We start from the raw sequence: 23,522 nt of genomic DNA, 5'->3' as shown, positions 1-23,522 counted from the left end.
CGTATATTACTTTGCTCGATAATTACACCAAACAACTCATTTATAAACAGGTAATTACAATTGCTAATCAGTAGCCTTTGTTATTTAACCCCAAAACGACTTTTAATAATGTTATGGGACAAAACTTACAAAGCTGTATTTATACACAGCCATTAATTAATTCTATTTTTATTTAAAGTTGAAAACTTTATAGCCCTAACCTTTAAAACCTTGTATCACTCTCGCAAGGTTTTCCATCACCGTCGCCATCCATTTTTGTATTCGGGCAGTTATTAATAAAGAACACAGCCTCTTCGCGTGAGCGCATTTGAGTACAGTACTGCCTGCCATCACACGTAAAATTTTGCGTGCTTTTTGGAGTAACGATTTTAGGAATAACAACTTTTGGGTATTTTTCATCAAAGGTGGCTAAATCGGCATTGGTAATAACAGGTGTTTGGTTGTTTGAACGAACACTGCTTAAATTATTTGTATTTGAGTGAGTGTTGTATTTATTAATCGCATAAAAACAAAGTGCAGCAATAAGCGCTATTGAGGCAACTTTACCTAAAAAGCTACTGGCAAAGTTAGATTTAGCAATGCGATATGGCTGTTGTTTGTGTTTTTGGTAAGGTGCTTTAAGCTCTGCAACGCCTTCTATACGGCAGTTAATTGCTTTGGTTTTACCGTCGGGCTGTGTTGCCACTTCAAAGTAAATGGTGTCGCCTACTTTGGGCTTGCGGTTCATGTGTTTGAGCGCTGATATGTGTATAAACGTGTCGTGCTCTAGGGTGACTGATTTAATAAAACCAAAACCTTTGTCTGTTTTCCACGTCTTTAACAATCCTTTGTGCATGTACCCGCCTATTATGCTTAAGCTGCAATTTACGCAAATTCCATTTAGTTAACACTTGTTATTATACGTTCCAGAATTAAAACCATGCAACAGGTAATATTATTTACAGTTATTTTAAATCTTCAAATTATTGGTATTTGTCACCGATTAAATAGCTAAAAAAAATCACTTAACGCAGTTTTAGAGCCACTGTTACTGTGAGCCATGACACTAAAACTGCCGTCTGTTTCGAGCACGACTACGGCTACATCTTCAATGGCTAATATGCCTGCACCACGAATAGCAGCGCGAATTTCTGATTTAGTTACCCGCTGCGATTTAAGTGCAGCAGTGCAGTATTCACTATCACTCAGTAAAAGCGTGGGTTCTGCTTTTATAAGCGCTGCAAATTTTGATGAGCGCATACTAAGCCACGTAATAACATATTGCAGCCCTATTAATACGACAAAGGCAAGTATGCCCTCAGCTAAAGGGATACTTTTAGAAATAATAACAGACGCCAATATAGAGCCCAGCGCAATGGTGACTATAAAGTCGAACACGTTCCACTTTGAAAGCGTACGTTTACCCGATATACGCAGCCAAAACACCAGTGCTACATAACCCAGTACACCTATTGTAAGTACACGTAATAACCCCTGCATATCATCATAAAACATAGTGGTTCCTTGCTATTAAAGGTGGCAATTAGCTTTTACTTATAACCCTTCATGGCGCTAAGTTAAATAACGATGAATAAAGTGCCTGCATTTACTTTGTTAGTTGTTTTACAAACTTAATTTTGCTTTGCTCTGTGCTTTGTTTATCAACGTAGCCACAAACGAGATAACCATTAGTGATGAGCATAGTGAGCATTTGAGGAAACCGGTTCATCGATTTAACGTGTATATTGGTAAAGCCTTGTTCACGAGCCCACTTTTCTTGTTGAACAAGTAATTTTTTAGCAATACCTAATCGACGATAGTTAAAGTGCACCCCGCCTAGCCAACTATAAAATTGTGTATTAGATAGCTCATAGCCAATTTTAAAACCAACTAATGTATCTTCTTTATGTGCTACTAATATCAATGCTTTTTTGTTTTCTAAACGGTTCCGTAAAGTGTCACTATCAATGGTTGTTAGCAGTTCAGGGACATATTCACTCACTGCGGTTATATCTTCAATGGTGCCTGTCGTTATAGTTATAGCCATAAAATTCCTTGTTTTTTATTATATGATTTGACCTAGACAGTTTAAATTTAAACTACGGTTGATTATGATGGTTTAAGCATTATATCTTTATTTTCGCTTTATCATTTTTGAAAGGATCACCATGTCTAACTATAACGAATCTCCAGAACAAGTTGAACAGGCTACTCAAGGCTTTGTTATGCAACAAACTATGTTACGTATTAAGGATCCAAAGCCGTCGCTTGAATTTTACCAAAATGTATTAGGTATGAAGCTGTTAGGTAAGTATGATTTTCCTGGTATGGAGTTTACGCTTTACTTTTTAGGCTACGAGCAAGAATTGCCACAAGGTGATGATAAAACTAAAGCGGAATGGGTGTTTCGTCGCCCTGCGCTAATTGAGCTTACCCATAACTGGGGCACCGAAAACGACGACAGTTTTGAGGGATACCAAAGTGGTAACCAAGAACCTAAAGGCTTTGGTCACATTGGTATTAGTGTACCCGATGTATACGCAGCCAGTGAACGCTTTGCAAAGTACGATGTAGAATTTGTGAAAAAGCCAGACGATGGCTCAATGAAGGGCTTAGCATTTATTAAAGATCCTGACGGCTACTGGATAGAAATACTGTCTGCCGAAGGTATTACTGAAATTATTTTTTCTCAGTAATAACGATTTATTTATATTAAAAACCAGCTTTTTAGCTGGTTTTTTTAATCGTAAAAATTCATTTTTATTTATAGGCCCAAGCATCGGTTATTGTTACTTGGCAATTGTTATAACTAGCAGCTTGTTTTTGCGCAATACCTCTTACTCTAAAATTTGTTGAGTCATTAGGCAGTAGAATTAGGTCTTCGTCGGTTATTGATAGCGTATCGACTAGCGTGTTTTGATCTGTTAAAAAATCGACCTTAAACTTTATATTTTTAAACGAAAAATCTGATTCATTTTTTATTTGCCCTATACAGGCAACATACAAACCATCGGTTTCATTTTTAGTGCTTATTTGGTTTACATTAGCAGTTAGGTTTTTTTTTGCTTGTTCTTCAAGCCATGCTACATATATATTTTGATAAAAAATAAACCCAAAAATACCAACAATACTTAAGGCCAATGCACCAATAATAATGGGATTGTTTTCTAAGTTAGAATATTTAGCTTGAAGTGAGGTGCATTGCGGGCATTTTTTAGTTTGCTGCATCTTTTCCACTACAATAAGCATCCTTGTTAAGTATTAAAACCAGCAGCATTGCTGGCTTTTAAGTTATTTTAGTTTACTTATACATAATAACTCCGTAAACACATATAGCTTAAAAAAGTAACGATTTTATAAAGCAGCACAGAGCACTGTATATAAAAACAGTGCACGCGGTTTTGGTATTTTAACGTAAACATAAAAAAGCCAGCAATTAAGCTGGCTTAGTATATTAACTATTTTACCGTTTCCAATACTTGCCATAAGCCCATACACCGAGCAAACGGCTAAGTTACTATGCAGCTAGCTAATTTGCCACAACAGCCAGAAAGCGTCCTTACATAATTACTTACGTAGTGCGTCTATTCGTGCATCAAGCGGTGGGTGAGATGAAAACAACTCAGCAACACCTTTACCACTTGCAATACCAAAGGCCATCATAGAGCCTTCTAATTGCGACGGATGATTTTGCTTTAAACGCTCAAGGGCTGATCGCATTTTATCGGCACCTACCAATTTAGCCGCGCCGCTGTCGGCTGCAAACTCACGTTTACGGCTGTAACTTGCCACTACTATGCTTGCTAGCACACCAAATAATACTTGGAATAACATATCGAATAAGAAGTATGTCCAGCTACTGCCGCCCTCTTCTTCATCGCTATTAATAAAGTTATCTACTATGCCAGCCAGTACTTTTGCGGCAAATATTACAAAGGTGTTTACCACGCCTTGTATTAGGGTAAGCGTTACCATGTCGCCGTTAGCCACGTGCGATACTTCGTGGGCAAGTACGGCTTCGGCTTGATCTTTGGTCATGTTGTGCATTAAGCCTGTACTTACTGCCACTAGAGAGTTGTTTTTACTTGGGCCGGTTGCAAATGCGTTCATTTCTGGGCTGTCGTATATAGCCACTTCTGGCATTTTAATACCTGCTTTTTGTGCCTGTGCAGATACCGTTTGTACAAGCCAATGTTCGGTTTCGTTGCGAGGCTGCGTTATTACATGCGCGCCGGTTGATTTTTTAGCGATCCATTTCGACATAAATAACGAAATAAACGATCCACCAAAACCAAACACAGTGGCTATAAGTAAAATTCCGCCAAGGCTACGATGGCTTAAGCCCAGCGCACTCATTATTATTGAAAGCACTACACCTAATACCAACATAACCGCTAGGTTAGTTAATAAAAACAAAAATACACGTTTCATATTGTCCTCACAAAAATAGGTTTGATCACCGAACGTAACATTAAATTAGGTTAAAGCAATCACTGCGTCATGACGCACTATGTCATAACATTAGCGCTATTCTGTGACAAACTATGTCATAACACAAGTGTTATTTATGTGTTTATTGATAATTTTTTTGAGAGGAGTTTTATAGCAAATTTAAGACTGAAGTTTCTTTATAAATCAGTTTATTACAAGCTGTTATTTAGCTCTGCCATATCAATTGGAAAACCACGCTCGTGTGCCAATATGCGTGCAACTTCGCCAATTTTTTCGCCGCTATTATGTTTAAGATACGACCATTGATGAGTACTGCGGTGATGATTTACAGCAGGATCGCTGCTTATTATTCCTAATTTTATAAACTCACCCACTATTTGATCGGCAGCGATTAACGTTGACGATGCTTTAACATTTTCGGCCCGTGCGTAGCAAATATGCGAATATAAACTTACATCGGCTACGCGCAAAGTGTCGTCATCACCAGGGATTTGTTGCCCGCCAAACAAGGCATTATTTTGTGTATTAGCACTTTTAAACGCGGGTACAAACTCGGCTACATAATCTATTGCTGTTTGAGTACGTGTTTGCAATGCTGTTTTGTCCCAGCCACCTTTAATATAGTGCAGGTATTTATCAGGGAGTTTAGGTTGAGCACTCATTGGTGTTGCATCAGCTAAGCCATCATTAAACAATGTAATGTTGTTAGTCATGCCGTGTATTTGAAAATAACCATTTGGGTAAGGCGTTAGCTGCGCCATGCCCTCTGGTGTGCCACGGTTACCGTAAATAATAATTTCGGGTATTTGCCCACCAGCACCTTGCCAATGAGTAATGTAAGAGGCTTTAAATTCGACCATGCGCTTTACATCTACCCCAACCAAGTCATCAATAATACCGGTTTGAAAACCGCACGCATTAATTAGGTAATCTACTTCAACGGTTTTAGCTTCTAAACTTGCTTGTGTTTGGTATTCAATGTTCCACTTGGTTATTTTTTTATCAATCTTATTATTGGTAGCAGGTACGACACTATTAACGCATGTATTTGTTAAAACGTGAGCGTGTTTGTACTGTGCAAGGGCCAGTTGAGCACTGGCCGATAAACGAAATATATTCCAACCATATTCTTGTGCAACAATGAGCGGAAACTTTAGCTTATCTAAATCTAAATGCTTAGCCACGGGTATCATCCACTCATTTAACGACGTAGGCTTGGCTACTTGTTTTTGCTTAGCAAGCTTTAGCATTTGCTCGCGGCTATATAACTGATAATAATGCTCTGGCTCACCTAACACTTTGTTGGCGCTGTCTTGCTCAACAAGCTCGCTATAGGCTTTTACTAATTTATCTAAACGCGGAAATAAATCCTCCGGTGAGTCGTCGTCGCGCTTGGGTACAGCAAATACTGTAGGGCGAACATCGATGGTATGAGGATAAAGGCGCGCAATATCTATACATTGCTTGAGTAAATCTATGCAGTCGTCGTCGGGTATTTCGCGATATAAGTTGCCACCTGAATGCAAATGGCACATTGGCGGGCCATCAATTAACGACTTTTTCTTTTCAAATACGTAAGTTTCTAACCCTAACGCAGCAAGCCTGATAGCTATAGTCGCACCCGCTGTTCCCCCACCTATTATGCCTACGCGTTTTTTAGGTAAACCATTGTTTAGCGCTTTTGGCTCTGCACCTACGTGCGAATTTTGGGCGTAGCGTTTAATAAATGGGTGCGTCATATATTTAGTCGTGTCCTTGGTAACATTGTCTTTGAGCAAGCTTTATATTTATAAATGTTCATATGTGTACTAAGGCTGACTATTTCAAGATTTACCTAAAAAAGTAAATATTTTAAAACCGCTTAAATGTTTATAGATAAGGTACTAAGTAGGGTTTTGTATATTTGTAACTTAGGCGTTTGCTCGCTGTATGGGCTTATGGCAAGTATTGGAAACGGTAAACGTGCTTTGAGTGAATCAAGGTTTGCTTGATACTCGTCCATATTTTTATCTACTTGGTTTGCAATCCAACCAACGCAGTTTATACCCATACTTTGCATATGCGCAGCAGTTAGTAACGCATGATTTAAGCATCCTAGCTTCATGCCTACAACAAGTATTACCGGCATTTGCTCTGCTTTAACCCAGTCGTATAAATAATCGTTTTTATTAATAGGTAATGCCCAACCACCCGCACCTTCAGTAAGGATAATGTCAGCGCCCTGTTGTTTTACGTTTTTATAAGCATCACTTAGTTTATCTACAGTAATACTAACTCCAACTTTCTCAGCGGCTATGTGCGGCGCAATAGGGGGTGCAAACGCAAACGGATTTACTACGTCGTATTTAGCGCTCACTGTTGCGCTTTCCATTAGTATTAGAGCATCGGCGTTTACCAGCTGATCAAACGCCATTTCACAGCCAGCAGCAAGGGGTTTAAAACCAATGGCTGGTTTTTTATGTTGGGCAAGTAACTTTAATAGCAAACTGGTAACGTGGGTTTTTCCGGCATCGGTGTCGGTGCCTGTTATAAAAAATTCTTTCATGCGTTGCCTTTAATATCTTTGGGCTTATTTAGTGTTTTTCTAATGATAACAGCACCACATGATAAGACACACATGCTTTATTATTTATAAGCGGATACGCACTGCATACTTTTTTAAGCGCCGATTTGGTAAGTAACCCTTGGCGCGTATTGGTATGATTTTGCGTAGTTGCCCCTATAGCTTTAATTGAAGCAATCGCTTTTAAAGGTGTTGTGTATTCATCGGTGTAAATACGTTTTTTAGCGCTGTTAATAGTAAATCCTGCATTTTGGACTGATTGGTTTATATACAATTCATTATTAAAGGTATTTATATGACTGTTTGAATCAAGCGCAGAAAAAGCTGTTTTTATTTCGTAAAGTGAGCCCTCTACCACAGTGCTTATGTACGCCTGCCCGCCAGGTTTTAGTATGCTGTAAAGTGATTGCATTAAAGCCGAAAAATTAGCAGACCACTGCACTGCAAAATTACTGTAAATTACATCAACACTGTTTGCTTGTAGCGGTAAGTTATCCATATCGGCGCATATTTTAGGTGTGGTTAAATGACTACTTTGCAGCATGTTTAAACTCAAATCTATTGCCACAACGCTTGAAAACATGCTTTGTAATGTGTGTGTATTAACAAGCGGGCCTGCGCCTAAATCAACGCATACCTTATTTTTATTAAAGCCTGGTTTTATAAGTTTAAATAGATCGCTCGCTGCGTGTTTTTGTACATTTGCATGGGTGTTATAATGCTCAGCTGCTTTTGAAAACTTACTTTGGGTGGACTTTTTAAGCTCCTTATTTAGCTCTTTATCCAATTCGCTAGTTAATTCTTTATTTAACTCTCTATTTAACTCGCTACTCACTAAGCACGGTTTTACTTTACGTGTTTGCATTAAGTCTGTTTTTAATACTTGCTGAGCAGTCATGCTATTGCACCTACTAAATGCTTAACTAATTGCGTTATGTCTTGCTCGGTATGTGCGGCGGTTAAAGTAATGCGTAAACGTGAGGTGTTATGTGCAACCGTGGGCGGTCTAATTGCAGTTAGCCAAATACCCTGTTGTTTTAGTTTATCGGCCGCTTGCAACGTTTGCTCAGCACAACCTAATACAATGGGCTGTATGGCTGTGTTTGATTCCATTACAGCAATATTATGGGTGTTAGCGAGTTGCTTAAATAATGCGATATTTGCACTTAGCTTATCGCGTTTATCATCGGCTGTTTTTATGCTTTTAATACGCGCAAGTGTGTGGCTTGCCATAAGCGGCGACATAGCGGTTGAATAGGTATAATCGCGATTAAACTGCAGCATGTATTCAATAAACTGTTTACTGCCTAATACACACGCGCCACTACTAGCCACTGATTTACCAAAGGTAATGACTAATATATCTGGCAGTGTAATGCCCTCTTCTAAAAGTACTTCGCAACTGCCTAAACCTGTTTTGCCTAATGCACCAAAGCCGTGTGCGTCGTCAATCATTAGCCATGCGTTGTGCTGTTTTGCAAGTGCGAGTAATTCTTTAAGAGGCGCGGTATCGCCATCCATCGAAAACACGCCTTCGCTTATAATAAGCTTGTTTTGCGCTTTTGATTTTTCGAGCCGTGAACGTAGGTGGTTCATGTCGTTATGATTAAAACGCACTAAAGCCGCGTTACAATGCAAAGCACCGTCAATCAAGCTTGCATGATTTAACTTATCTTGAAAAATAGCGCTGTTTTGTGCAGCGACTTTATCTTGAAACAACGCTTTAATTACGCTGCTATTAGCGCTAAAGCCTGAATTAAACAACATGCCTGCGCCATAACCAAATTGCTTGCATAAGTATTGCTCAAGCGCTTTTTGTTGCGCCTGATAACCTGTCACTAATGCAGAGCTGTGACTCCCTAATGCGTGGGAGTCATTAAGGTTAACAACCACGTCACCAAACCCTAAGTAGTCGTTACTGGCAAAATTAAGATAGGTTTTATTATTAACCGTTATGGTACGCGCTGTAGCATACTCTACTACGTGGCGTTTACGAAGCAGTGCATCTTGCAGGCGAGCCTGTAGATGCGTTTTTATAAAATCAAAAGGCATAAATATAAAAAAGCCTACGCTTCGTAAAACAATTCAGAGGTTGCTTTGTCGGCTACTTGCGATGAAAGCGAGGCTTCAACTGCTTCGTCTGAATAGTCGTGACGTTTTTCTGGGTTCATGCCTAGTTTTTTAATTAGGTTCATATCGGCATCAGCGTCTGGGTTTTCGGTGGTAAGTAGTTTATCACCATAAAATATTGAGTTAGCGCCTGCAAAAAAGCACATTGATTGCATTTGCTCGTTCATTGCGTTACGCCCCGCCGATAAACGTACATAACTGTGTGGCATCATAATACGCGCTGTTGCTATGGTACGTATAAATTCAAAATGATCTAAATCATCTGCGTTTTCAAGCGGTGTGCCTTTAACTTTAACCAGCATATTAATAGGCACGCTTTCTGGCTGTTGTGGCAAATTAGCTAGCTGCATAAGTAGTCCAAAGCGGTCACTTGCTTGCTCGCCCATGCCGACTATTCCGCCTGAGCATACTTTCATACCAGCATCGCGTACGTGGTCAATGGTATTTAATCTATCTTGAAAAGTACGGGTTGATATAATTTGCTCGTAATACTCAGGTGACGTGTCGAGGTTGTGATTGTAGTAATCAAGCCCTGCGTCACGAAGTTCATGGGCTTTTTCGTTTGTGAGTTTACCCAGCGTCATACAGGTCTCTAACCCTAGCTCTTTTACTTCTTTAACCATTTGCGAAATATATGGCATGTCTCTGTCTTTTGGATCTGACCATGCAGCCCCCATACAAAAACGCGTCGCGCCTTTTTGTTTTGCAAGGCGTGCTTGCTCTACTACTTTTTCTACTTCTATTAAGCGTTCGCGTTCTAAATCTGTTCGGTAATGGCCAGATTGCGGGCAATACTTACAGTCTTCTGGGCAAGCGCCTGTTTTAATTGATAACAACGTAGAAATTTGCACTTCATTTGGGTTGAAGTTAGCACGGTGAACCGATGCGGCTTTAAACAGTAAATCGTTAAATGGCATTTCAAATAATGCTTTAACTTCAGCGTGGGTCCAATCGTGACGAACAGGTGCAAGTTCCATAATACTCTCTTATTTTTTTCATGACGGTTATATTGGCTTAGTCTACGAGTTGAAGTACCATTGTCAACGAAGTCCAGCAAGATAAAGTTTACATATGACTAAAAAGAATACGATTGACCTTGATTTTGATCGTGAGCACATTTGGCATCCATATACATCTATGACTAAGCCAATTCCGGTATACCCCGTTACACATGCCAATCACAATATTATTCACCTTGAAACTGGCGAGCAATTAATCGATGGTATGGCCTCGTGGTGGAGCGCAATACATGGCTATAACCACCCGGTTATAAATAACGCCATGATTGAGCAAATTAATAATATGAGCCACATTATGTTTGGCGGTATTACGCATAACAGCGCAGTTGAGCTTTGCAAAAAAATAGTAAATATAATGCCGCCTAGTTTAACTAAAGTGTTTTTAGCCGACAGCGGCTCGGTAAGTGTTGAAGTAGCGATTAAAATGGCGCTGCAATATTGGTTAAGCCAAGGCATTACAACAAAACAAAAACTAATGACGCCTTACAAGGGCTACCATGGCGACACCTTTGCAGCTATGAGCGTATGCGACCCCGTTAACTCAATGCATAGTTTGTATTCAGGCTTTTTACCTGAGCATATTTTTGTACCCGCGCCAGTAAGTAAGTTTGGAAGCAAATTTAACCAAGCAGAATCCCAAGAGCTTGAAGAATATTTTAAAGCAAACCACAGCCAAGTTGCCGCCTTTATAATTGAGCCTATTGTACAAAATGCGGGGGGTATGAACTTTTATCACCCCGATTATTTAGCCTGCGTGCGTAAGTTATGTACGCAATATAACGTACTGCTAATTTGCGACGAAATTGCCACAGGCTTTGGCCGTACAGGTAAATTATTTGCTGTAGAGCACGCCAATATAGAGCCCGATATAATGTGTATTGGTAAAGCACTCACTGGCGGCTCGATGACGCTATCGGCCACTATCACTAGCGATAAAATAGCCATTGGCATAAGCGAAGGTGAAGCAGGTGTTTTAATGCATGGCCCTACTTTTATGGGTAATCCGCTTGCTTGTGCAGCGGCCTGTGCAAGCATTGATTTATTACTTGAGCAAAACTGGAAACTCCGAATAAACCAAATTAATACCCAACTACAACAACTTAATAAATGCAGTGAACTTGATGCAGTTGCTAATGTGCGTATTTTAGGCGCAATAGGTGTTGTTGAACTCAACGATGCTGCGGGGAATGTTGATGTTGCTAAAATTCAGGCTTATTTTGTAAAGCAAGGCGTATGGATACGTCCCTTTGGTAAATTAATTTACCTTATGCCACCGTATATAAGTGATGACGAAAGTATTAAAGCACTGTGTGATGCTATTTATAAGTCAATTAACAACAAGCAGTATTAACGCTTGTTGTTAATTGATCTAAGCTTTGAATAATAAATCTACCTTACAGAGTTCAGGCTAGTTAATGAAATGACTTAGACCAAGTAAAGCCAACCCTGCAAAAAGCCATATAGAACCAAAGTTATGCCAAAGCAGCGCATTTTTGTAGACCCTCGATGGGTTGTCTTTATCAACCAACAATGTACACGACTGCCCTTGTTTGTATAAGTTAAATAAGGACTCATCTAAGTCAACCACGACACTGTGCATATCACCATTAAAACGAAAACTAACCAGCATTGACTGCTGTTGAACGAGATCCAAAGGTGATACCCGTGTATTAACCACTGACGTAATTGTGCTAATTTCGCATACTCGCCAATGGTGTTTGCGTATTTTACATTTCAACCATCTAAAAAATGGCAGTAAACCAGCACCAATAAAACACACACTCAAAATTAATAGCATATTCGTCATCAAATATTAACCTTCTAATGATTGGTAAACACTATTCGCTGCAATCAAATCACTCAGCGCCGTTCCTACCGATTTGAATACCGTAATATCTGTTTCATTAAAACGGGCGTAGCTATTTGCTTTTGCTAAATCGGATAACTCAGCGCGAATATCGTGTGCACTAAACACTCCTTCTTTAATGGGTTGCAGCACCTCGCCAGCCTCGCCTAGCACATTTACTCTGCTATCAACGTATACATGACTGCGGCTAATCGTTGTCGTGTCGCATTCACGTTGCTCACTATGATGATTACCAATTAGATCAACATGAGTGCCCGGCTTTAACCATGCGCCATTAAATAAAGGCGTTGGCGACCCCGTTGCACAGCTGATCACATCGGCGCTAAAAATAATTTCCTTAGTACTTTTACTAATAACAAAATCGATATGAGGAAATGCCTGCTCAAGCGAATGTTGTAATGCCGTGACTTTTTCAACATTACGTGCAATTAATGTCACCCGAGTAAAATTACGCACCGTTAAATGTGCCTTAACCATGTATAACGCTAAATTACCACTACCAAAAAAAACTAAGTGATTGCTGTTTTCTCTGGATAAATACCGGCTCGCTAAGGCTGATACGGCTGCGGTGCGCCACAGCGTAATGCGCGTGCCATCCACCAAAGCTAAGGGCTCGCCATGATCCCGTGAGAACAACATAATTTTGGAATATAACGAGTCATATTCTGTGTGTGTATTGCTAGGGAAATAAGTAAACGCCTTAACACCAATAACTTGTTCATTCCACGCAGGTAATACAGCAAAGGCATCACGATTTGTCTTAGTAGTATCAAGCTCGTATACATTGCGTTTAGGCATGCAAAAGTCAGATGCAAAACCTTTTTGTAGTGCAATTAGCAATGATTCAAAATTAAGAGCATCATCAATGTGTTCTGCATTTATTATTTTCATGTTTAGACTCCAATTTAAATAATGTCGGTGTATAAGTACAATTTGACCATTGATTGCATTAGCACACGATTAAAACATGTACCATAGTAGAAACAAGCCCAGTTTTGCATACAGTATACTTTTAATAAAATTTTAACAAGTCTGTATATGCCAATAAAAATGCCGAACAGTTTCCTGTTCAGCATTAAGGTTGTAATGTGTCAATTATAACTACCGCTAATCAAAATTTAAGGGGTAACTTATTTAAACTAGGTACTTTTTACTAATTTATTTAAGCACCACATGCTTGGTATTTATACAAGGTGTTTGCTAAGCTTAACTTACCTACAAACCACATTATTCAAACAACTTACAACCTTCTAGGGGAAAATTAAAACTCAATACGCGCGACTAACGACACATAACGCGCACCTTGACGGTCGGTTACTAAACCGTAATCAGGGTTTAGTTCTAAACCACCTGAACCAAACTGTGCACGTTCTTCGTTAATATTTATCGCACTATCACTATTGAGTAAATTATATACAGTGCCTTTTAAGGTTAAGTCTGTACCAAAAAAGTCAGTGTAGTACGTCAATGACATGTCTATATTAGTGAGCCAAGGTAAATTACCTTTACTGCCACGTGGCGCTGGGTTTCCATTCTCATCATAGTGAGATGCTTGGTCATAGTACTTACTGGCACATGCATCCCACGGATTGCCCGCAGCACAGCTACCAACGCCATCAGGATGTTGCGAAAAATAACTTTTTGGACGACCTGATGTTGTACGAGCAACTAATCCTAATGTTAGTGCTTCTGTAATATTATATGCACCACTGAACTTAATCGCATGGCGGTGATCGTTAGGTAAATTACCGTAGCCATTATCCATCAAATCGCCGTAGTCATACGATGTTGTCCAACCTGGATCTGCTTGGTTGTTATCCGTTTTAACAAGCCCTTCAGTATTACCGTAACTATGTGACCATGTGTATGAAGTATTAATGCGTAAATCATCAGTCACGTTGCCATCTAGAGTAAATTCAAGAGCTAGGTATTTACGCTTAGCTTCTGGTAACGCAAGTTCTTCAGCACTCAAATTGACGTTATCTACTTGGCCGTCACCATCGAAGTCATATGACATTTGAATCGCTTCACCGGGATTATTAAGCACATAATACGAACCTTGCCCAACGTTATCGGTAATTCCCAGCTCTGCAAGCTTTTTAGCCAGTACAGGGCCTACATCAGTGTCTTCAACACTACGACCTAAGTCACGGTAAATAGCACGAACGCCCGCAGACATTCCATCAAACACTTCTTGTTGGTAACCTATCGTAAATTCATCACTGTACATTGGTTTTAAAGAAGCCGAGGCAATTAATCCTGGTTCAGTAATACCTCGTTGACGCCAACGTCTATCACGTAGCATATCTCCACGGCTAGGTGATCCATCGGCTAATAAAGATGGTGAGCCACTGCCTTCTAATTGATCTAATTCGAAATACTCAAACCATTCAATTGATGCTGAACCTTGCGTGATATTCATGTTTGCAGAAACAGGTTGAAAATAACGCCCAAAGGTTGCAAATACTTTTGCACTACCATCGCCACTAACGTCATAAATTGCTTGTAAACGTGGCGCTATTTGATTATCAATATCAACGAAAGCACGACCATCTGAAACAGTGTTTTCAAACTGGCTATAACGCAAGCCCATATTAAGCACTAAATTATCTGTGACTTGCCATGAATCATTAAGATAAAACGCTAATGAAGTGGTGTCCGAATCTACTTCACGACTACGTACTCGTCTTTCGATAAAATCCCCACCTAGTGCAGCACCAGAGACATCGTTTTCACCGGCCGTTTTTACTGTCCACCAGCCTTCAGCGTCCCCAATGCCATTTTGGCCTTCAAAGAAATCAACTTTTACATTGGTGTAATCCACACCAAATTGAATTGAATGCTCATCTAAGTCCCAGCTAAAATCAATGCGAGCTTGGTCTCGAATGTACTCTTCTTCTGTTATACCGGAATTTGTATGCTGACTTAACGTAACAAAGCCATTTCTTTCATCCCATACACCTGGGTTTGGAGACGCGACCACGTTCTCAACATTTTCAGTAACACGACCAACAACGGCTGTCACAGAAAAAGTATCAGTCAGATAGCCATTGTAGTTAATGCTATAAACATTACCGCCATCTTCACCCGGTGCATCAACACCTTGTTGATCACCAACGACGTTTTCTTCCCACGCGTAAGCATATGTTTTATCAGTCCAAGTACGCTCGTTATTCATCGCTGAAAAACCAAATGAGTGATTCTCATTTATAAACCAATCAACTTTAGCAAACCAGCGGTCTTCATCTCGTTCAAAATCAGAAAATGTCGTTTGTTTCGCGCTATTTCTTTCCTCTCTACGAGGAGCATATAAACCATAAAAGAATAATGTATCTTCTACAATTGCGCCGCTAGCCCATAACTGAAGTTCTTTAAAATCATAACTATTTTGTTGAGTATTGCTACTTATAGTGCCATTTTCTTGATAGATAGAATCATGCTGACTAAGTAAACTATCAGGATCCCAACGAGCCTCTGCTCCAAATTTAAAATCGTTATCACCCGATTTAGAAACCGCGTTAACAATGCCACCTAATGCGCCACCAAACTCAGGGCTCACCCCGCCCGTTTTAACTTGAGTTTGCGAAATAGCTTCCCAAGGAAGTCTAATAGAGCCAAGCCCTGTACGAATACTGGTTACATTTAATCCATTAAAGTAATAGCCATTTTCAGCTGCTGATGAACCGCCAAAGCTTGATGCGTCTTTAAAATTAGAACCACCAGGTGCCGATGTACCAGGTGCTAACAATGCAATGCTTTCAAACCCTGTATTAACGGGCATGGCTTTAAGCTCAGAGTCGCTAAATGTAAGTCCAGAAGTAGATGAAGACATATCGACACGACGAATTGCAGAGCCAGTGACTGCGATACGTTCCATGTCGATGCCCGCTTTATAGAGTTGCACATCAAGAATGATCGATTGACCAATTGTCACAGCCACGTTTTCTTCTTTAAGCGTTTGATAGCCATCTTTAACAATTGTGACATCATATGTACCTACGGGCACATTACGTAGTAAATACTCACCTTGTGCATTACTCGTAATAGTAAAAACTAAACCTTTACTTTTGTGTTTAAGCGTTACAGTTGCACCAACTAAATCAACACCAGCCTGCGCCTCAATATGACCTTTTACAATGCTACTGCCATCAACTGCGTGTGCTGCTGGAGTGATCATTAATGCCGTTGCTATTGCAGTAGCTAATAGAGTGTTTGTGCCTATTTTATTTATTTGCTTTTTATTATATGTAAACATAAAAATGTTCCTTTATTCCCATTGATTTTTTATCCACCTAACAAGTGGCGATAAAAATATACACTTATTACATATTGTATACAATATTAAATATACATTAATTTAAACAGAATTAAAATTCTGACAATGTGAAGCAATAAGCCAATTGACTTATCAATATTATTTAAAATGATAAATGGAAAGGTTGTTCATATTTATTAAAACTAGGGCGTGTTGACCTTCGTGATTGATTTTGCAGCTAACTGTTTGGTATTTGGGCAAGGCAGCGCCTATAGTGTGTGGTTATTCCCCATAAGTAGGCGATAACGCAGCATAAATGCCAAACATGCGCTGCTCTTTGGGTTCTTCTAGGGACGATTGACTCTTTGTTGCCTACATGGATGCAGGTAAAGGGCGTGAGCAGGACGCGGAAGCTTTGCTCGGTTTTTTTTACTTAGCCCACCCTCGGGCCGCGATTAAACCGTCCCTAGAGAGAGGAAAAGCCATTAGTATTTAAGTAACAACTCTTAATAAATGTAAAAATAGCCTCAATGCTTTTTTATTTTTTGAGCCTTGTAGCCCATAACGCAGAAGCGTTATTACAAGAGATGTTGTGAAAAACGATTTACAAGCTCATCAACCCAAAGAGCAAGCAAGCAAATAAGTAAGCTTTAACCTCATAAGTAAAACCCATGATCATAATGCTATATGACCTATCTATAAAGCATACTAATTTTTAGGCTACTGCCTCAGACTTTTTCCACTGTGCGCTTTAACATGTTAACTTTATTTTTACCCTTGCCGAAAGTATTTTAACTGATACAATCACTTTGTATAATGTATACAATATGTATTTATAAGAGGAAGTATAATGAAAAAAAACAGTAAAGATTGGCGAAATACGGTTATGCCGGCGGTATTTACATGGCTGAAGGAATCTGAATCTGGAGCCCTTGAAATTGACCTTGATACAACAAAAAAATACGCTGCGAATATTTTAAAAGCTCAAGGAAAAGGTGGAACCAGAATGGGCGGGCTTGTCGGCTCTGGTACTTTGGGTGAAAACAGTTATCTCAGTACTGAGCAACGCCTGTCTTTACTAAAAGCCCTTTCTAGTGTTGCTCAAGAATACAAAGTTCCATTGATCAGCGGTGCAGCTGCAAAAACGAAAGAAGAGCTTTACAAAATAGTTACAGAGCTTGCGACTGTTGGTGTAGATACCGTTATGGTGATGCCACCAAAAACGAAGGAAGCGCCTTGCGATAATGAAATGTATGCGTACTTTGCGCTTGCTGCAGCCGCTGCAAAAGAGGCCGGCATAACAATAATGCCTTACAACAATCCTGACGCAGCCGGCTACCATGCGCTCTCAACGGCTCTCCTGACAAAGCTTGCAGCTCTTCCTGAAGTTACAGCGCTTAAAATATCAACAATAGACGTATCAGTTATTGAAACAATGATGCTAGATAACAAAAATTTAAAAGTCTTAGCGGGTGTTGACACCGTAACTGTACATGCGGGACTTGCTGGAGCTTGTGGCGGAATTACAGGTGTGGGCTGTGTATTCCCTAAAGCGAGTATAACTATGCAAGAGTATGTGAATAATGGAGAGTGGGCTGAAGCAAATAAAATTTCTCAGGCGATGAATTCCATATCTTATCTCGATGCACAACCGTTACTTTTGGAATACCTCAAGTTTGCTTTTGGAGTCCATCATAATGACGCTGACGGTGGGCTTCGCACCTTAGGCAAGAAATTGACTCAACAGCAAATTGATGACGTCCGTACACGATATATTAAAGCAAAAGAAAGACTTGAGATCCTAGATTTAATAGACTGATTTTTAATTCGATAATGCTAGGCGTGTTGACCTTTCGTGATTGATTTTGCAGCAGTGTGTTTGGTATTTAAGCAAGGCAGAGCCTATGTGATGTGGTTACTCCCCATAAATAGGCGATAACACAGCATAAATGCCAAACATGCGCTGCCCGAAGGGTTCTACCTAGGGGCAATTAACTCTTTATTGCTCGGTTTTTACTTATTCTTACAGGGATGTAAGCCATTAGAGTAACGCAGGAGCAGTTACCGAGCCCACTAGGTTACAAACCTCACGCCGCGATTAAATCGCCCCTAGATTGAACAAATTTCAACCCACAAAGATCAACACGCCCTAAGTATCATCGAGATTTATTATGTGGAAGGACTACTTTTTTCGTCTTCTAACTTGAGTAGTAACTTTTTAATATCGTTTTTTGCGCCCAAAATATGTTTTTTCAAAAAATCACAGGCTTTTTTAGTATCTTTTGAACGACAGTGAGCTAACAATATGCGGTGCTCTTCGGGCGCAGTTGTTAAGCCACCCGCTAGTAAAATATGCATACGTACATAACGTTCTGAATTTTTACTATACATGTCAACAAGTTCAAGGGTTTGTGGGCGTTGTGCGCGTGAATACAATTTACCATGAAAGCGGCTATTTAAATCCCCCGTTACGAGATGGGTGTCCCCCGCATCCATGGCGCTTTCAAGCTCGGTTAAAATGAGCTCCGCATCAATTAAATCTTGTTCTGTTAAACCGCCTATTGAATGGCTTAGTAGCTCAGCTTCAAGTAACGCCCTTATATCAAAAATTTCATCAATTTGTGATGCTGAAAGTTCTGTTGCTGTCGCCCCTTTGTGCGCCTCAAAGTTAACCAAACCTTCTGCCTCAAGCTGTAATAATGCCTCTCGAACAGGAATTCGGCTGACATTTAGCTCCGTAGCCAATGCCGCTTGACGAAGTGGCTCTCCTCCTTTAATTTCTCCGGAGAGGATCTTTGCGCGAATAGCTTCTGCAACGAGCTGAGTTCGGGTTTTGTGCTCAATAGTCATGATGTTCCTATAAATTGCATTTAGCATACATTATACGCACCTAGGCTAATAAACCAAGGTACAATGCCATTAAAGCCTTATAAGATAACATAAATAGGGACAAAAGAAATTTTCATCCCTATCTATTTTTTACGACTGATAACAAATGGGTCTCATAAATCGCAACATTGCATTTGTTCCGACAGAAGTACTTCGTACATCAGTTGAGCTTGGGAATGGCCCACCGTGATTCATTGAAGCACATACTTCAACGCCTGTTGGCATTTGGTTTTTTATCAAACGGCCCACTTTATATTGTAGCGCTTCGATAAGACTATCCGCTTTATTTAAATCAGCTTCAGTACCATGAATACTGGCAGTTAGCTGCCCTTGAAGTTGATTTATTAACGTCATCAGCTGGTGTTCACTGTCGTAGCGCACAATTAATGCTGCGGGACCGAATACTTCTTCATTCAAAGCAGGGGTTGTTAAAAAATCATCTGCATTACAAGCAAATACATGCGCATCGGCATGAAATGCGTGCTCAAGTTTACCCTTACCTAGCACACTTACCTGTGCAAGTTGGCTGCGCTCTTCTACTTGGTGTTTAAACGTTTTTACAATTCCTGGAGTGAGTAAGGTGTCTGATGGTGCATCATTAATAAACGCAGTAATATGCGCTTCAAGTTCATCACATCCTGTTGGCACTAACCAAAGCCCTGGGCTGGTACAAAACTGCCCGTTACCCATCAGCATTGACTGGCAAAGCGACTGTGCCATTTCTTTGCTGTGCTCAATGGCCTTATTGGGTAAAATAACTTGTGGGTTAATACTGCCTAATTCACCATAAAATGGAATTGGCTCTTCACGCTTCGTAATCGTTTCTAGTAGTTTGTTGGCAACATTAAATGATCCGGTAAACCCCACTGCTTTTATTACAGGTGCAGCAACTAGCTGATGCGACATATCGTAGTCTTTACTTTGCACCATCGCAAATACCCCTAAAGGCATCGCACACTTTTTAATAGCAGCAAGCGCCGCACGTGCCATCAACTCGCCAGTACCTGGATGCGCCGTGTGATTTTTTACAATCACAGGGCAGCCCGCAGCAAGGGCTGCTGCCGTATCGCCACCGAGTGTTGAAAAAGCGTATGGGAAATTAGAAGCACCAAATACAGCGACTGGTCCAAGCGGTAAATAGTTAAGTTCTGTATGTGGTTTTGGTAGCGGTGCTCTTGTTGCATCTGCCTCATCCACTATTTTTAAACCCAGTGCTGATGCAGGGTTTTTGCGTAATGCATCGGCAAAAGCATTAAGTTGATTTACAGTGCGCATACGCTCACCTTGCAAACGTGCAAGTGGTAGGTTGGTCTCTTGCTGGGTTTGCTCAAGTAACTCATCACCAAGTGCTAATATTTGCTCTGCAATGCACGATAAAAAATCAGCACGTTGTGTAAAACTGGTTTTACGATACTGATAAAATGCCGATTGCGCAGCTTCTATCGCACCATCTAATTCTTCGGTACTGAGGTTAAAAAAGCGCGTTGGCAGTGGTTCATTACGTGCTGGAGAAAATCCATTAAATTCACCATTCGCTGAATCACCGATCCATTGCCCTGCTACTAAACTTTGTCCTGTTAATGTCATGCTTTGCTCCTGATTAAATTACTTGAAACCCAAATGCATATGGGTCATCGTCATCCACTGTGATCGCGCTTGTGCCCGTCACCTTAGACCAACCTTGAATACTTGGTAAAATGGCTGTTATGCCTGCAATTTCGGTTACTTTTTCAATACAACCAATAAATTGGCTACCGATATAGCTTTCATGAGTGAAACTTTGCCCTTGAGCCAATTGCCCCTTGGCAAATAGTTGTGCCATACGGGCACTTGTACCTGTTCCACATGGCGACCGATCAATGGCTTTATCACCATAAAAAACAGCATTTGCTGCGTTTGAATTGGCATTTTTTGGTGTGCCGGTCCATAAAACATGACTTGCACCTTGAACCGTTGGATCAAGCGGGTGCGTACACTTTATTTTCGCGTTTATTGCATCACGCACCAGTGGGCTATACTTTAAAATTTGCCCAGCAGTTAAATGTTCAATGCCTTTAAAATTGTCTTGTGGTTCAACAATAATGTAGAAGTTACCTCCATAGGCAATATCCACATTAAGCTCACCCAATTCATCCACTTCAATGACAATTGACTGATGTGCTAAGTAAGCGGGAACATTATAAATTTTTACCCACTGAACTTTGCCATCAATCATTTCATAATTGATTTGAACACGCCCTGCTGGCGTGTCCAATAACAGAGTCCCCGGCACTTTTGCATGAAGTAAACCATGCTCTAAAGCAAACGTGACAATGCCTATTGTGCCGTGCCCACACATGGGTAAGCACCCTGATGTTTCCACAAATAAAATAGCGGCATCGCCATCTTCTGTGGTTGGCGGATATAAAAACCCTCCTGACATCATATCGTGGCCACGAGGCTCAAACATCAAAGATTGACGTATCCAATCGTGATTTTTTAAAAAGTCTTGGCGCTTATCACTCATCGTCAGACCGCTCAATTGTGGATGACCACTGGTTATAAGCCTAACTGGATTGCCACAGGTGTGACCGTCAATACAAAAAAAGGTCCCTTTGCGCATAACTTAGCCCAATTTTAATTTAATTAAGTCAACCCAGCTTGCCATCGCTTTGTTATAAAACGCAGTGGCAGCTACTTTCTTGCATGATGTTCCCAATCCAATAGTACCCTGAGCACACTCATTAATAAGTTCATCGATCGTTTTTGCTACTGCTGTAAAATTAATCGAGTAACCTGTATTGAACTGAGTCTTTGCTGTAACAAAGACTGTTTGCCAATTTACTGTCATTTTAACCACCTGATTGATGTTTAGACTTGATATAGTATGTATATTGTATACAATAATCAACATTCTATTTTAGCATTTTATTAATTTACTCTTCGTATGGTTCTACAATGAGCCTAATTAGCAATCATAAGACACTGAAAATAAAGTATTAAAGTGACTTTAAGATTTCACACTATTAAGTAATAGTTAAAACAAAATAGCCTATAGGTTTTAATGCACATTGTATAAGTGAGGTTACACATTTTGGCAGCTCAAAAAAAACAACAAATAGCTGTGGTTGGTGCTGGGATTATTGGCATTTGCTGCGCACTTAACTTACAGCGAGCTGGCTTTGCGGTCACTTTATATGACGACAAAGGGTTAGCACAGGGGTGCTCAAAAGGTAATGCTGGGCACTTTGCTACCGAGCAAGTTTTTCCACTCGCGCACTCATCATTATTAAAAAAGTTACCGGGTATGTTATTTAATCCATTAGGTCCATTAAGAATAGATTGGCGTTATCTAATTCAAGCTCTGCCATGGTTTTGGTTATTCACTAAAAATATGAGAAATAAAATATATAAAACCAACACGTTAGCACTTAAAGCATTAAATGAGAGTGCAATTATCGCATACGACAACTTACTAAATGAGTTCAACTTAGGACACTTGCTAACTAAAAAAGGCAGTTTACTAACATTTGAAGTAACACCACTTAACCAAATTAATACGATTTATAATAGCTTTCTGGATCAGGGTATCGCTGTTGAATTACTAAGTGCTGAAGAAGTAAAAGTATTAGAGCCCAATTTATCAGAAACAATAACGTATGCGTTATTGTTTAAGGATGTAGCCCATAGTGTAGATCCGCATCTATTTTGTTTAAATTTAGCTGCGCAATTTAGTGCTTTAGGTGGCAATTTTTGTCAACAAAAAATAACCAGTGTAAAGCAAACTGGGAAAATATTTACCCTTGGTAATAATGAGCAAACATTTACTGCTGATAAAGTCGTTATCGCAGCAGGTGCATGGAGTAAGCCTCTAATTGTGCCGTTTGGTTATAAAGTCCCACTTGATACTGAGCGAGGATATCACTGCATGCTGGCAAGCAATTATGGCTTAACAAGGCCCGTTGCTTCAGCGGAGCGTAGTTTTATCATGACTCCCATGAGTCAAGGCCTTCGCATAGCTGGCACCGTCGAGTTTGCTGGTACAGAACGCGAAATGAATAACAAACGTGCACTTGCATTGTTACCAAATGCCAAAGCAATGCTCAAAAATGCAGCACCTCCGTTACAACCGAGCAGCATTTGGATGGGCTGTCGACCATCACTGCCGGATTCATTGCCAGTAATAGGTGAAGCACCTTATCACCCTAATCTATTTTTTGCTTTTGGCCATCAACATCTAGGTTTAACACAAGGTGCTATTACCTCTGAACTAATCACTAGTTTATGTTTAAAACGACCCACAAAAATTGATTTAAAACCTTATTGTATTAGTCGATTTTAAACTCAAGCAGCTTGCAGTTCACAGATACCACAAGCACAATAACCATA

At 40.0% G+C, this 23,522-nt stretch carries 21 protein-coding genes; 4 read left to right on the top strand and 17 right to left on the bottom strand.

What is annotated here, in order from left to right:
* Positions 1 to 202: 202 nt before the first annotated feature.
* From ACJJVZ_RS10885 to ACJJVZ_RS10875, 3 genes are all read right to left on the bottom strand, one after another.
* Complete coding sequence (locus ACJJVZ_RS10885) at positions 203 to 835, bottom strand: excalibur calcium-binding domain-containing protein (protein ID WP_405600373.1); 633 nt, start codon at positions 833 to 835, stop codon at positions 203 to 205.
* Positions 836 to 990: 155 nt separating this feature from the next.
* Entirely contained in the window at positions 991 to 1,494 is a 504-nt protein-coding gene (locus ACJJVZ_RS10880; RefSeq protein WP_405600371.1) for a DUF421 domain-containing protein, read from the bottom strand.
* A gap of 91 nt (positions 1,495 to 1,585) precedes the next feature.
* Positions 1,586 to 2,026, bottom strand: a complete 441-nt coding sequence (locus ACJJVZ_RS10875; RefSeq protein ID WP_306724925.1) for a GNAT family N-acetyltransferase — start codon at positions 2,024 to 2,026, stop codon at positions 1,586 to 1,588.
* A gap of 121 nt (positions 2,027 to 2,147) precedes the next feature.
* Between ACJJVZ_RS10875 and gloA the strand changes: the two genes are divergently transcribed.
* Positions 2,148 to 2,675 carry a lactoylglutathione lyase gene (gene gloA, locus ACJJVZ_RS10870; protein ID WP_405600368.1) on the top strand — a complete coding sequence of 176 codons (528 nt, stop codon included), beginning with the start codon at positions 2,148 to 2,150 and terminating at the stop codon, positions 2,673 to 2,675.
* Between the two features lie 64 nt (positions 2,676 to 2,739).
* Here the strand turns inward: gloA and ACJJVZ_RS10865 are convergent, their stop codons facing one another.
* The 7 genes from ACJJVZ_RS10865 to bioB all read right to left on the bottom strand — a co-directional run bounded on the left by ACJJVZ_RS10865 (position 2,740) and on the right by bioB (position 10,101).
* Positions 2,740 to 3,207 (bottom strand): hypothetical protein, encoded by a 468-nt coding sequence (locus tag ACJJVZ_RS10865; RefSeq protein WP_405600482.1) that lies wholly within the window; start codon positions 3,205 to 3,207, stop codon positions 2,740 to 2,742.
* Between the two features lie 339 nt (positions 3,208 to 3,546).
* Entirely contained in the window at positions 3,547 to 4,410 is an 864-nt protein-coding gene (gene htpX, locus ACJJVZ_RS10860; protein ID WP_182736359.1) for a protease HtpX, read from the bottom strand.
* A 212-nt stretch (positions 4,411 to 4,622) separates the two neighbouring features.
* The gene (locus tag ACJJVZ_RS10855; RefSeq protein WP_405600365.1) at positions 4,623 to 6,170 is read right to left on the bottom strand and encodes an FAD-dependent oxidoreductase; all 1,548 of its coding nucleotides are present in this window, start codon (positions 6,168 to 6,170) and stop codon (positions 4,623 to 4,625) included.
* Positions 6,171 to 6,292: 122 nt separating this feature from the next.
* Positions 6,293 to 6,976, bottom strand: coding sequence for a dethiobiotin synthase (gene bioD / locus ACJJVZ_RS10850; protein WP_273049246.1), 684 nt, complete (start codon positions 6,974 to 6,976; stop codon positions 6,293 to 6,295).
* Positions 6,977 to 7,004: 28 nt separating this feature from the next.
* Positions 7,005 to 7,892 (bottom strand): methyltransferase domain-containing protein, encoded by an 888-nt coding sequence (locus ACJJVZ_RS10845; RefSeq protein WP_405600363.1) that lies wholly within the window; start codon positions 7,890 to 7,892, stop codon positions 7,005 to 7,007.
* The gene (locus ACJJVZ_RS10840) at positions 7,889 to 9,046 is read right to left on the bottom strand and encodes an aminotransferase class I/II-fold pyridoxal phosphate-dependent enzyme (protein ID WP_405600361.1); all 1,158 of its coding nucleotides are present in this window, start codon (positions 9,044 to 9,046) and stop codon (positions 7,889 to 7,891) included. The genes ACJJVZ_RS10845 and ACJJVZ_RS10840 overlap by 4 nt, the downstream gene beginning before the upstream one ends.
* Positions 9,047 to 9,060: 14 nt before the next feature.
* Positions 9,061 to 10,101, bottom strand: coding sequence for a biotin synthase BioB (gene bioB, locus ACJJVZ_RS10835; protein WP_188160754.1), 1,041 nt, complete (start codon positions 10,099 to 10,101; stop codon positions 9,061 to 9,063).
* A gap of 94 nt (positions 10,102 to 10,195) precedes the next feature.
* Between bioB and bioA the strand changes: the two genes are divergently transcribed.
* Entirely contained in the window at positions 10,196 to 11,494 is a 1,299-nt protein-coding gene (gene bioA / locus ACJJVZ_RS10830; RefSeq protein ID WP_405600358.1) for an adenosylmethionine--8-amino-7-oxononanoate transaminase, read from the top strand.
* 57 nt (positions 11,495 to 11,551) lie between these two features.
* Here bioA and ACJJVZ_RS10825 read toward each other — a convergent pair whose 3' ends face one another.
* The 3 genes from ACJJVZ_RS10825 to ACJJVZ_RS10815 form a co-directional block, all read right to left on the bottom strand.
* Positions 11,552 to 11,950 carry a hypothetical protein gene (locus ACJJVZ_RS10825; RefSeq protein ID WP_405600357.1) on the bottom strand — a complete coding sequence of 133 codons (399 nt, stop codon included), beginning with the start codon at positions 11,948 to 11,950 and terminating at the stop codon, positions 11,552 to 11,554.
* Positions 11,951 to 11,956: 6 nt separating this feature from the next.
* Positions 11,957 to 12,901: an ornithine cyclodeaminase family protein gene (locus ACJJVZ_RS10820; protein WP_405600354.1), complete on the bottom strand. Its 945-nt coding sequence runs from the start codon at positions 12,899 to 12,901 to the stop codon at positions 11,957 to 11,959.
* 370 nt (positions 12,902 to 13,271) lie between these two features.
* On the bottom strand, positions 13,272 to 16,265 hold the full coding sequence (locus tag ACJJVZ_RS10815; protein ID WP_405600351.1) for a TonB-dependent receptor domain-containing protein: 2,994 nt from the start codon (positions 16,263 to 16,265) through the stop codon (positions 13,272 to 13,274).
* Positions 16,266 to 17,115: 850 nt separating this feature from the next.
* Between ACJJVZ_RS10815 and ACJJVZ_RS10810 the strand changes: the two genes are divergently transcribed.
* A complete protein-coding gene (locus ACJJVZ_RS10810; protein WP_405600349.1) occupies positions 17,116 to 18,084 on the top strand; it encodes a dihydrodipicolinate synthase family protein in 969 nt (322 codons plus the stop codon).
* A gap of 350 nt (positions 18,085 to 18,434) precedes the next feature.
* Here the strand turns inward: ACJJVZ_RS10810 and ACJJVZ_RS10805 are convergent, their stop codons facing one another.
* From ACJJVZ_RS10805 to ACJJVZ_RS10790, 4 genes are all read right to left on the bottom strand, one after another.
* Entirely contained in the window at positions 18,435 to 19,115 is a 681-nt protein-coding gene (locus tag ACJJVZ_RS10805; RefSeq protein WP_405600347.1) for a GntR family transcriptional regulator, read from the bottom strand.
* 129 nt (positions 19,116 to 19,244) lie between these two features.
* Positions 19,245 to 20,741 carry an aldehyde dehydrogenase (NADP(+)) gene (locus ACJJVZ_RS10800; protein ID WP_405600345.1) on the bottom strand — a complete coding sequence of 499 codons (1,497 nt, stop codon included), beginning with the start codon at positions 20,739 to 20,741 and terminating at the stop codon, positions 19,245 to 19,247.
* Between the two features lie 13 nt (positions 20,742 to 20,754).
* Entirely contained in the window at positions 20,755 to 21,756 is a 1,002-nt protein-coding gene (locus tag ACJJVZ_RS10795; protein WP_405600343.1) for a 4-hydroxyproline epimerase, read from the bottom strand.
* Positions 21,757 to 21,759: 3 nt separating this feature from the next.
* Positions 21,760 to 21,984, bottom strand: coding sequence for a hypothetical protein (locus ACJJVZ_RS10790; RefSeq protein WP_405600341.1), 225 nt, complete (start codon positions 21,982 to 21,984; stop codon positions 21,760 to 21,762).
* A 243-nt stretch (positions 21,985 to 22,227) separates the two neighbouring features.
* On the opposite strand from ACJJVZ_RS10790, the gene ACJJVZ_RS10785 reads away from it, so the two are divergent.
* Positions 22,228 to 23,475: an FAD-binding oxidoreductase gene (locus ACJJVZ_RS10785; protein ID WP_273049668.1), complete on the top strand. Its 1,248-nt coding sequence runs from the start codon at positions 22,228 to 22,230 to the stop codon at positions 23,473 to 23,475.
* Positions 23,476 to 23,522: the final 47 nt, after the last annotated feature.

Source organism: Pseudoalteromonas sp. Ld19 (assembly GCF_045064135.1).
In the GTDB taxonomy this organism is placed as follows: Bacteria; Pseudomonadota; Gammaproteobacteria; order Enterobacterales; family Alteromonadaceae; genus Pseudoalteromonas; species Pseudoalteromonas aliena.
Note: the sequence above shows the minus strand (reverse complement) of the source record. Positions and strands in the feature narration are given on the sequence as shown.

What these genes read in the sequence shown, in the direction of transcription:
- ACJJVZ_RS10885 (WP_405600373.1), bottom strand. Translation starts at nt 835, where the DNA reads ATGCACAAAGGATTGTTAAAGACGTGGAAAACAGACAAAGGTTTTGGT.
- ACJJVZ_RS10815 (WP_405600351.1), bottom strand. Translation starts at nt 16,265, where the DNA reads ATGTTTACATATAATAAAAAGCAAATAAATAAAATAGGCACAAACACT.
- ACJJVZ_RS10865 (WP_405600482.1), bottom strand. Translation starts at nt 3,207, where the DNA reads ATGCAGCAAACTAAAAAATGCCCGCAATGCACCTCACTTCAAGCTAAA.
- ACJJVZ_RS10880 (WP_405600371.1), bottom strand. Translation starts at nt 1,494, where the DNA reads ATGTTTTATGATGATATGCAGGGGTTATTACGTGTACTTACAATAGGT.
- ACJJVZ_RS10795 (WP_405600343.1), bottom strand. Translation starts at nt 21,756, where the DNA reads ATGCGCAAAGGGACCTTTTTTTGTATTGACGGTCACACCTGTGGCAAT.
- ACJJVZ_RS10855 (WP_405600365.1), bottom strand. Translation starts at nt 6,170, where the DNA reads ATGACGCACCCATTTATTAAACGCTACGCCCAAAATTCGCACGTAGGT.
- ACJJVZ_RS10825 (WP_405600357.1), bottom strand. Translation starts at nt 11,950, where the DNA reads ATGACGAATATGCTATTAATTTTGAGTGTGTGTTTTATTGGTGCTGGT.
- htpX (WP_182736359.1), bottom strand. Translation starts at nt 4,410, where the DNA reads ATGAAACGTGTATTTTTGTTTTTATTAACTAACCTAGCGGTTATGTTG.
- ACJJVZ_RS10875 (WP_306724925.1), bottom strand. Translation starts at nt 2,026, where the DNA reads ATGGCTATAACTATAACGACAGGCACCATTGAAGATATAACCGCAGTG.
- ACJJVZ_RS10845 (WP_405600363.1), bottom strand. Translation starts at nt 7,892, where the DNA reads ATGACTGCTCAGCAAGTATTAAAAACAGACTTAATGCAAACACGTAAA.
- bioA (WP_405600358.1), top strand. Translation starts at nt 10,196, where the DNA reads ATGACTAAAAAGAATACGATTGACCTTGATTTTGATCGTGAGCACATT.
- ACJJVZ_RS10810 (WP_405600349.1), top strand. Translation starts at nt 17,116, where the DNA reads ATGAAAAAAAACAGTAAAGATTGGCGAAATACGGTTATGCCGGCGGTA.
- ACJJVZ_RS10800 (WP_405600345.1), bottom strand. Translation starts at nt 20,741, where the DNA reads ATGACATTAACAGGACAAAGTTTAGTAGCAGGGCAATGGATCGGTGAT.
- ACJJVZ_RS10805 (WP_405600347.1), bottom strand. Translation starts at nt 19,115, where the DNA reads ATGACTATTGAGCACAAAACCCGAACTCAGCTCGTTGCAGAAGCTATT.
- gloA (WP_405600368.1), top strand. Translation starts at nt 2,148, where the DNA reads ATGTCTAACTATAACGAATCTCCAGAACAAGTTGAACAGGCTACTCAA.
- bioB (WP_188160754.1), bottom strand. Translation starts at nt 10,101, where the DNA reads ATGGAACTTGCACCTGTTCGTCACGATTGGACCCACGCTGAAGTTAAA.
- ACJJVZ_RS10790 (WP_405600341.1), bottom strand. Translation starts at nt 21,984, where the DNA reads ATGACAGTAAATTGGCAAACAGTCTTTGTTACAGCAAAGACTCAGTTC.
- ACJJVZ_RS10840 (WP_405600361.1), bottom strand. Translation starts at nt 9,046, where the DNA reads ATGCCTTTTGATTTTATAAAAACGCATCTACAGGCTCGCCTGCAAGAT.
- bioD (WP_273049246.1), bottom strand. Translation starts at nt 6,976, where the DNA reads ATGAAAGAATTTTTTATAACAGGCACCGACACCGATGCCGGAAAAACC.
- ACJJVZ_RS10820 (WP_405600354.1), bottom strand. Translation starts at nt 12,901, where the DNA reads ATGAAAATAATAAATGCAGAACACATTGATGATGCTCTTAATTTTGAA.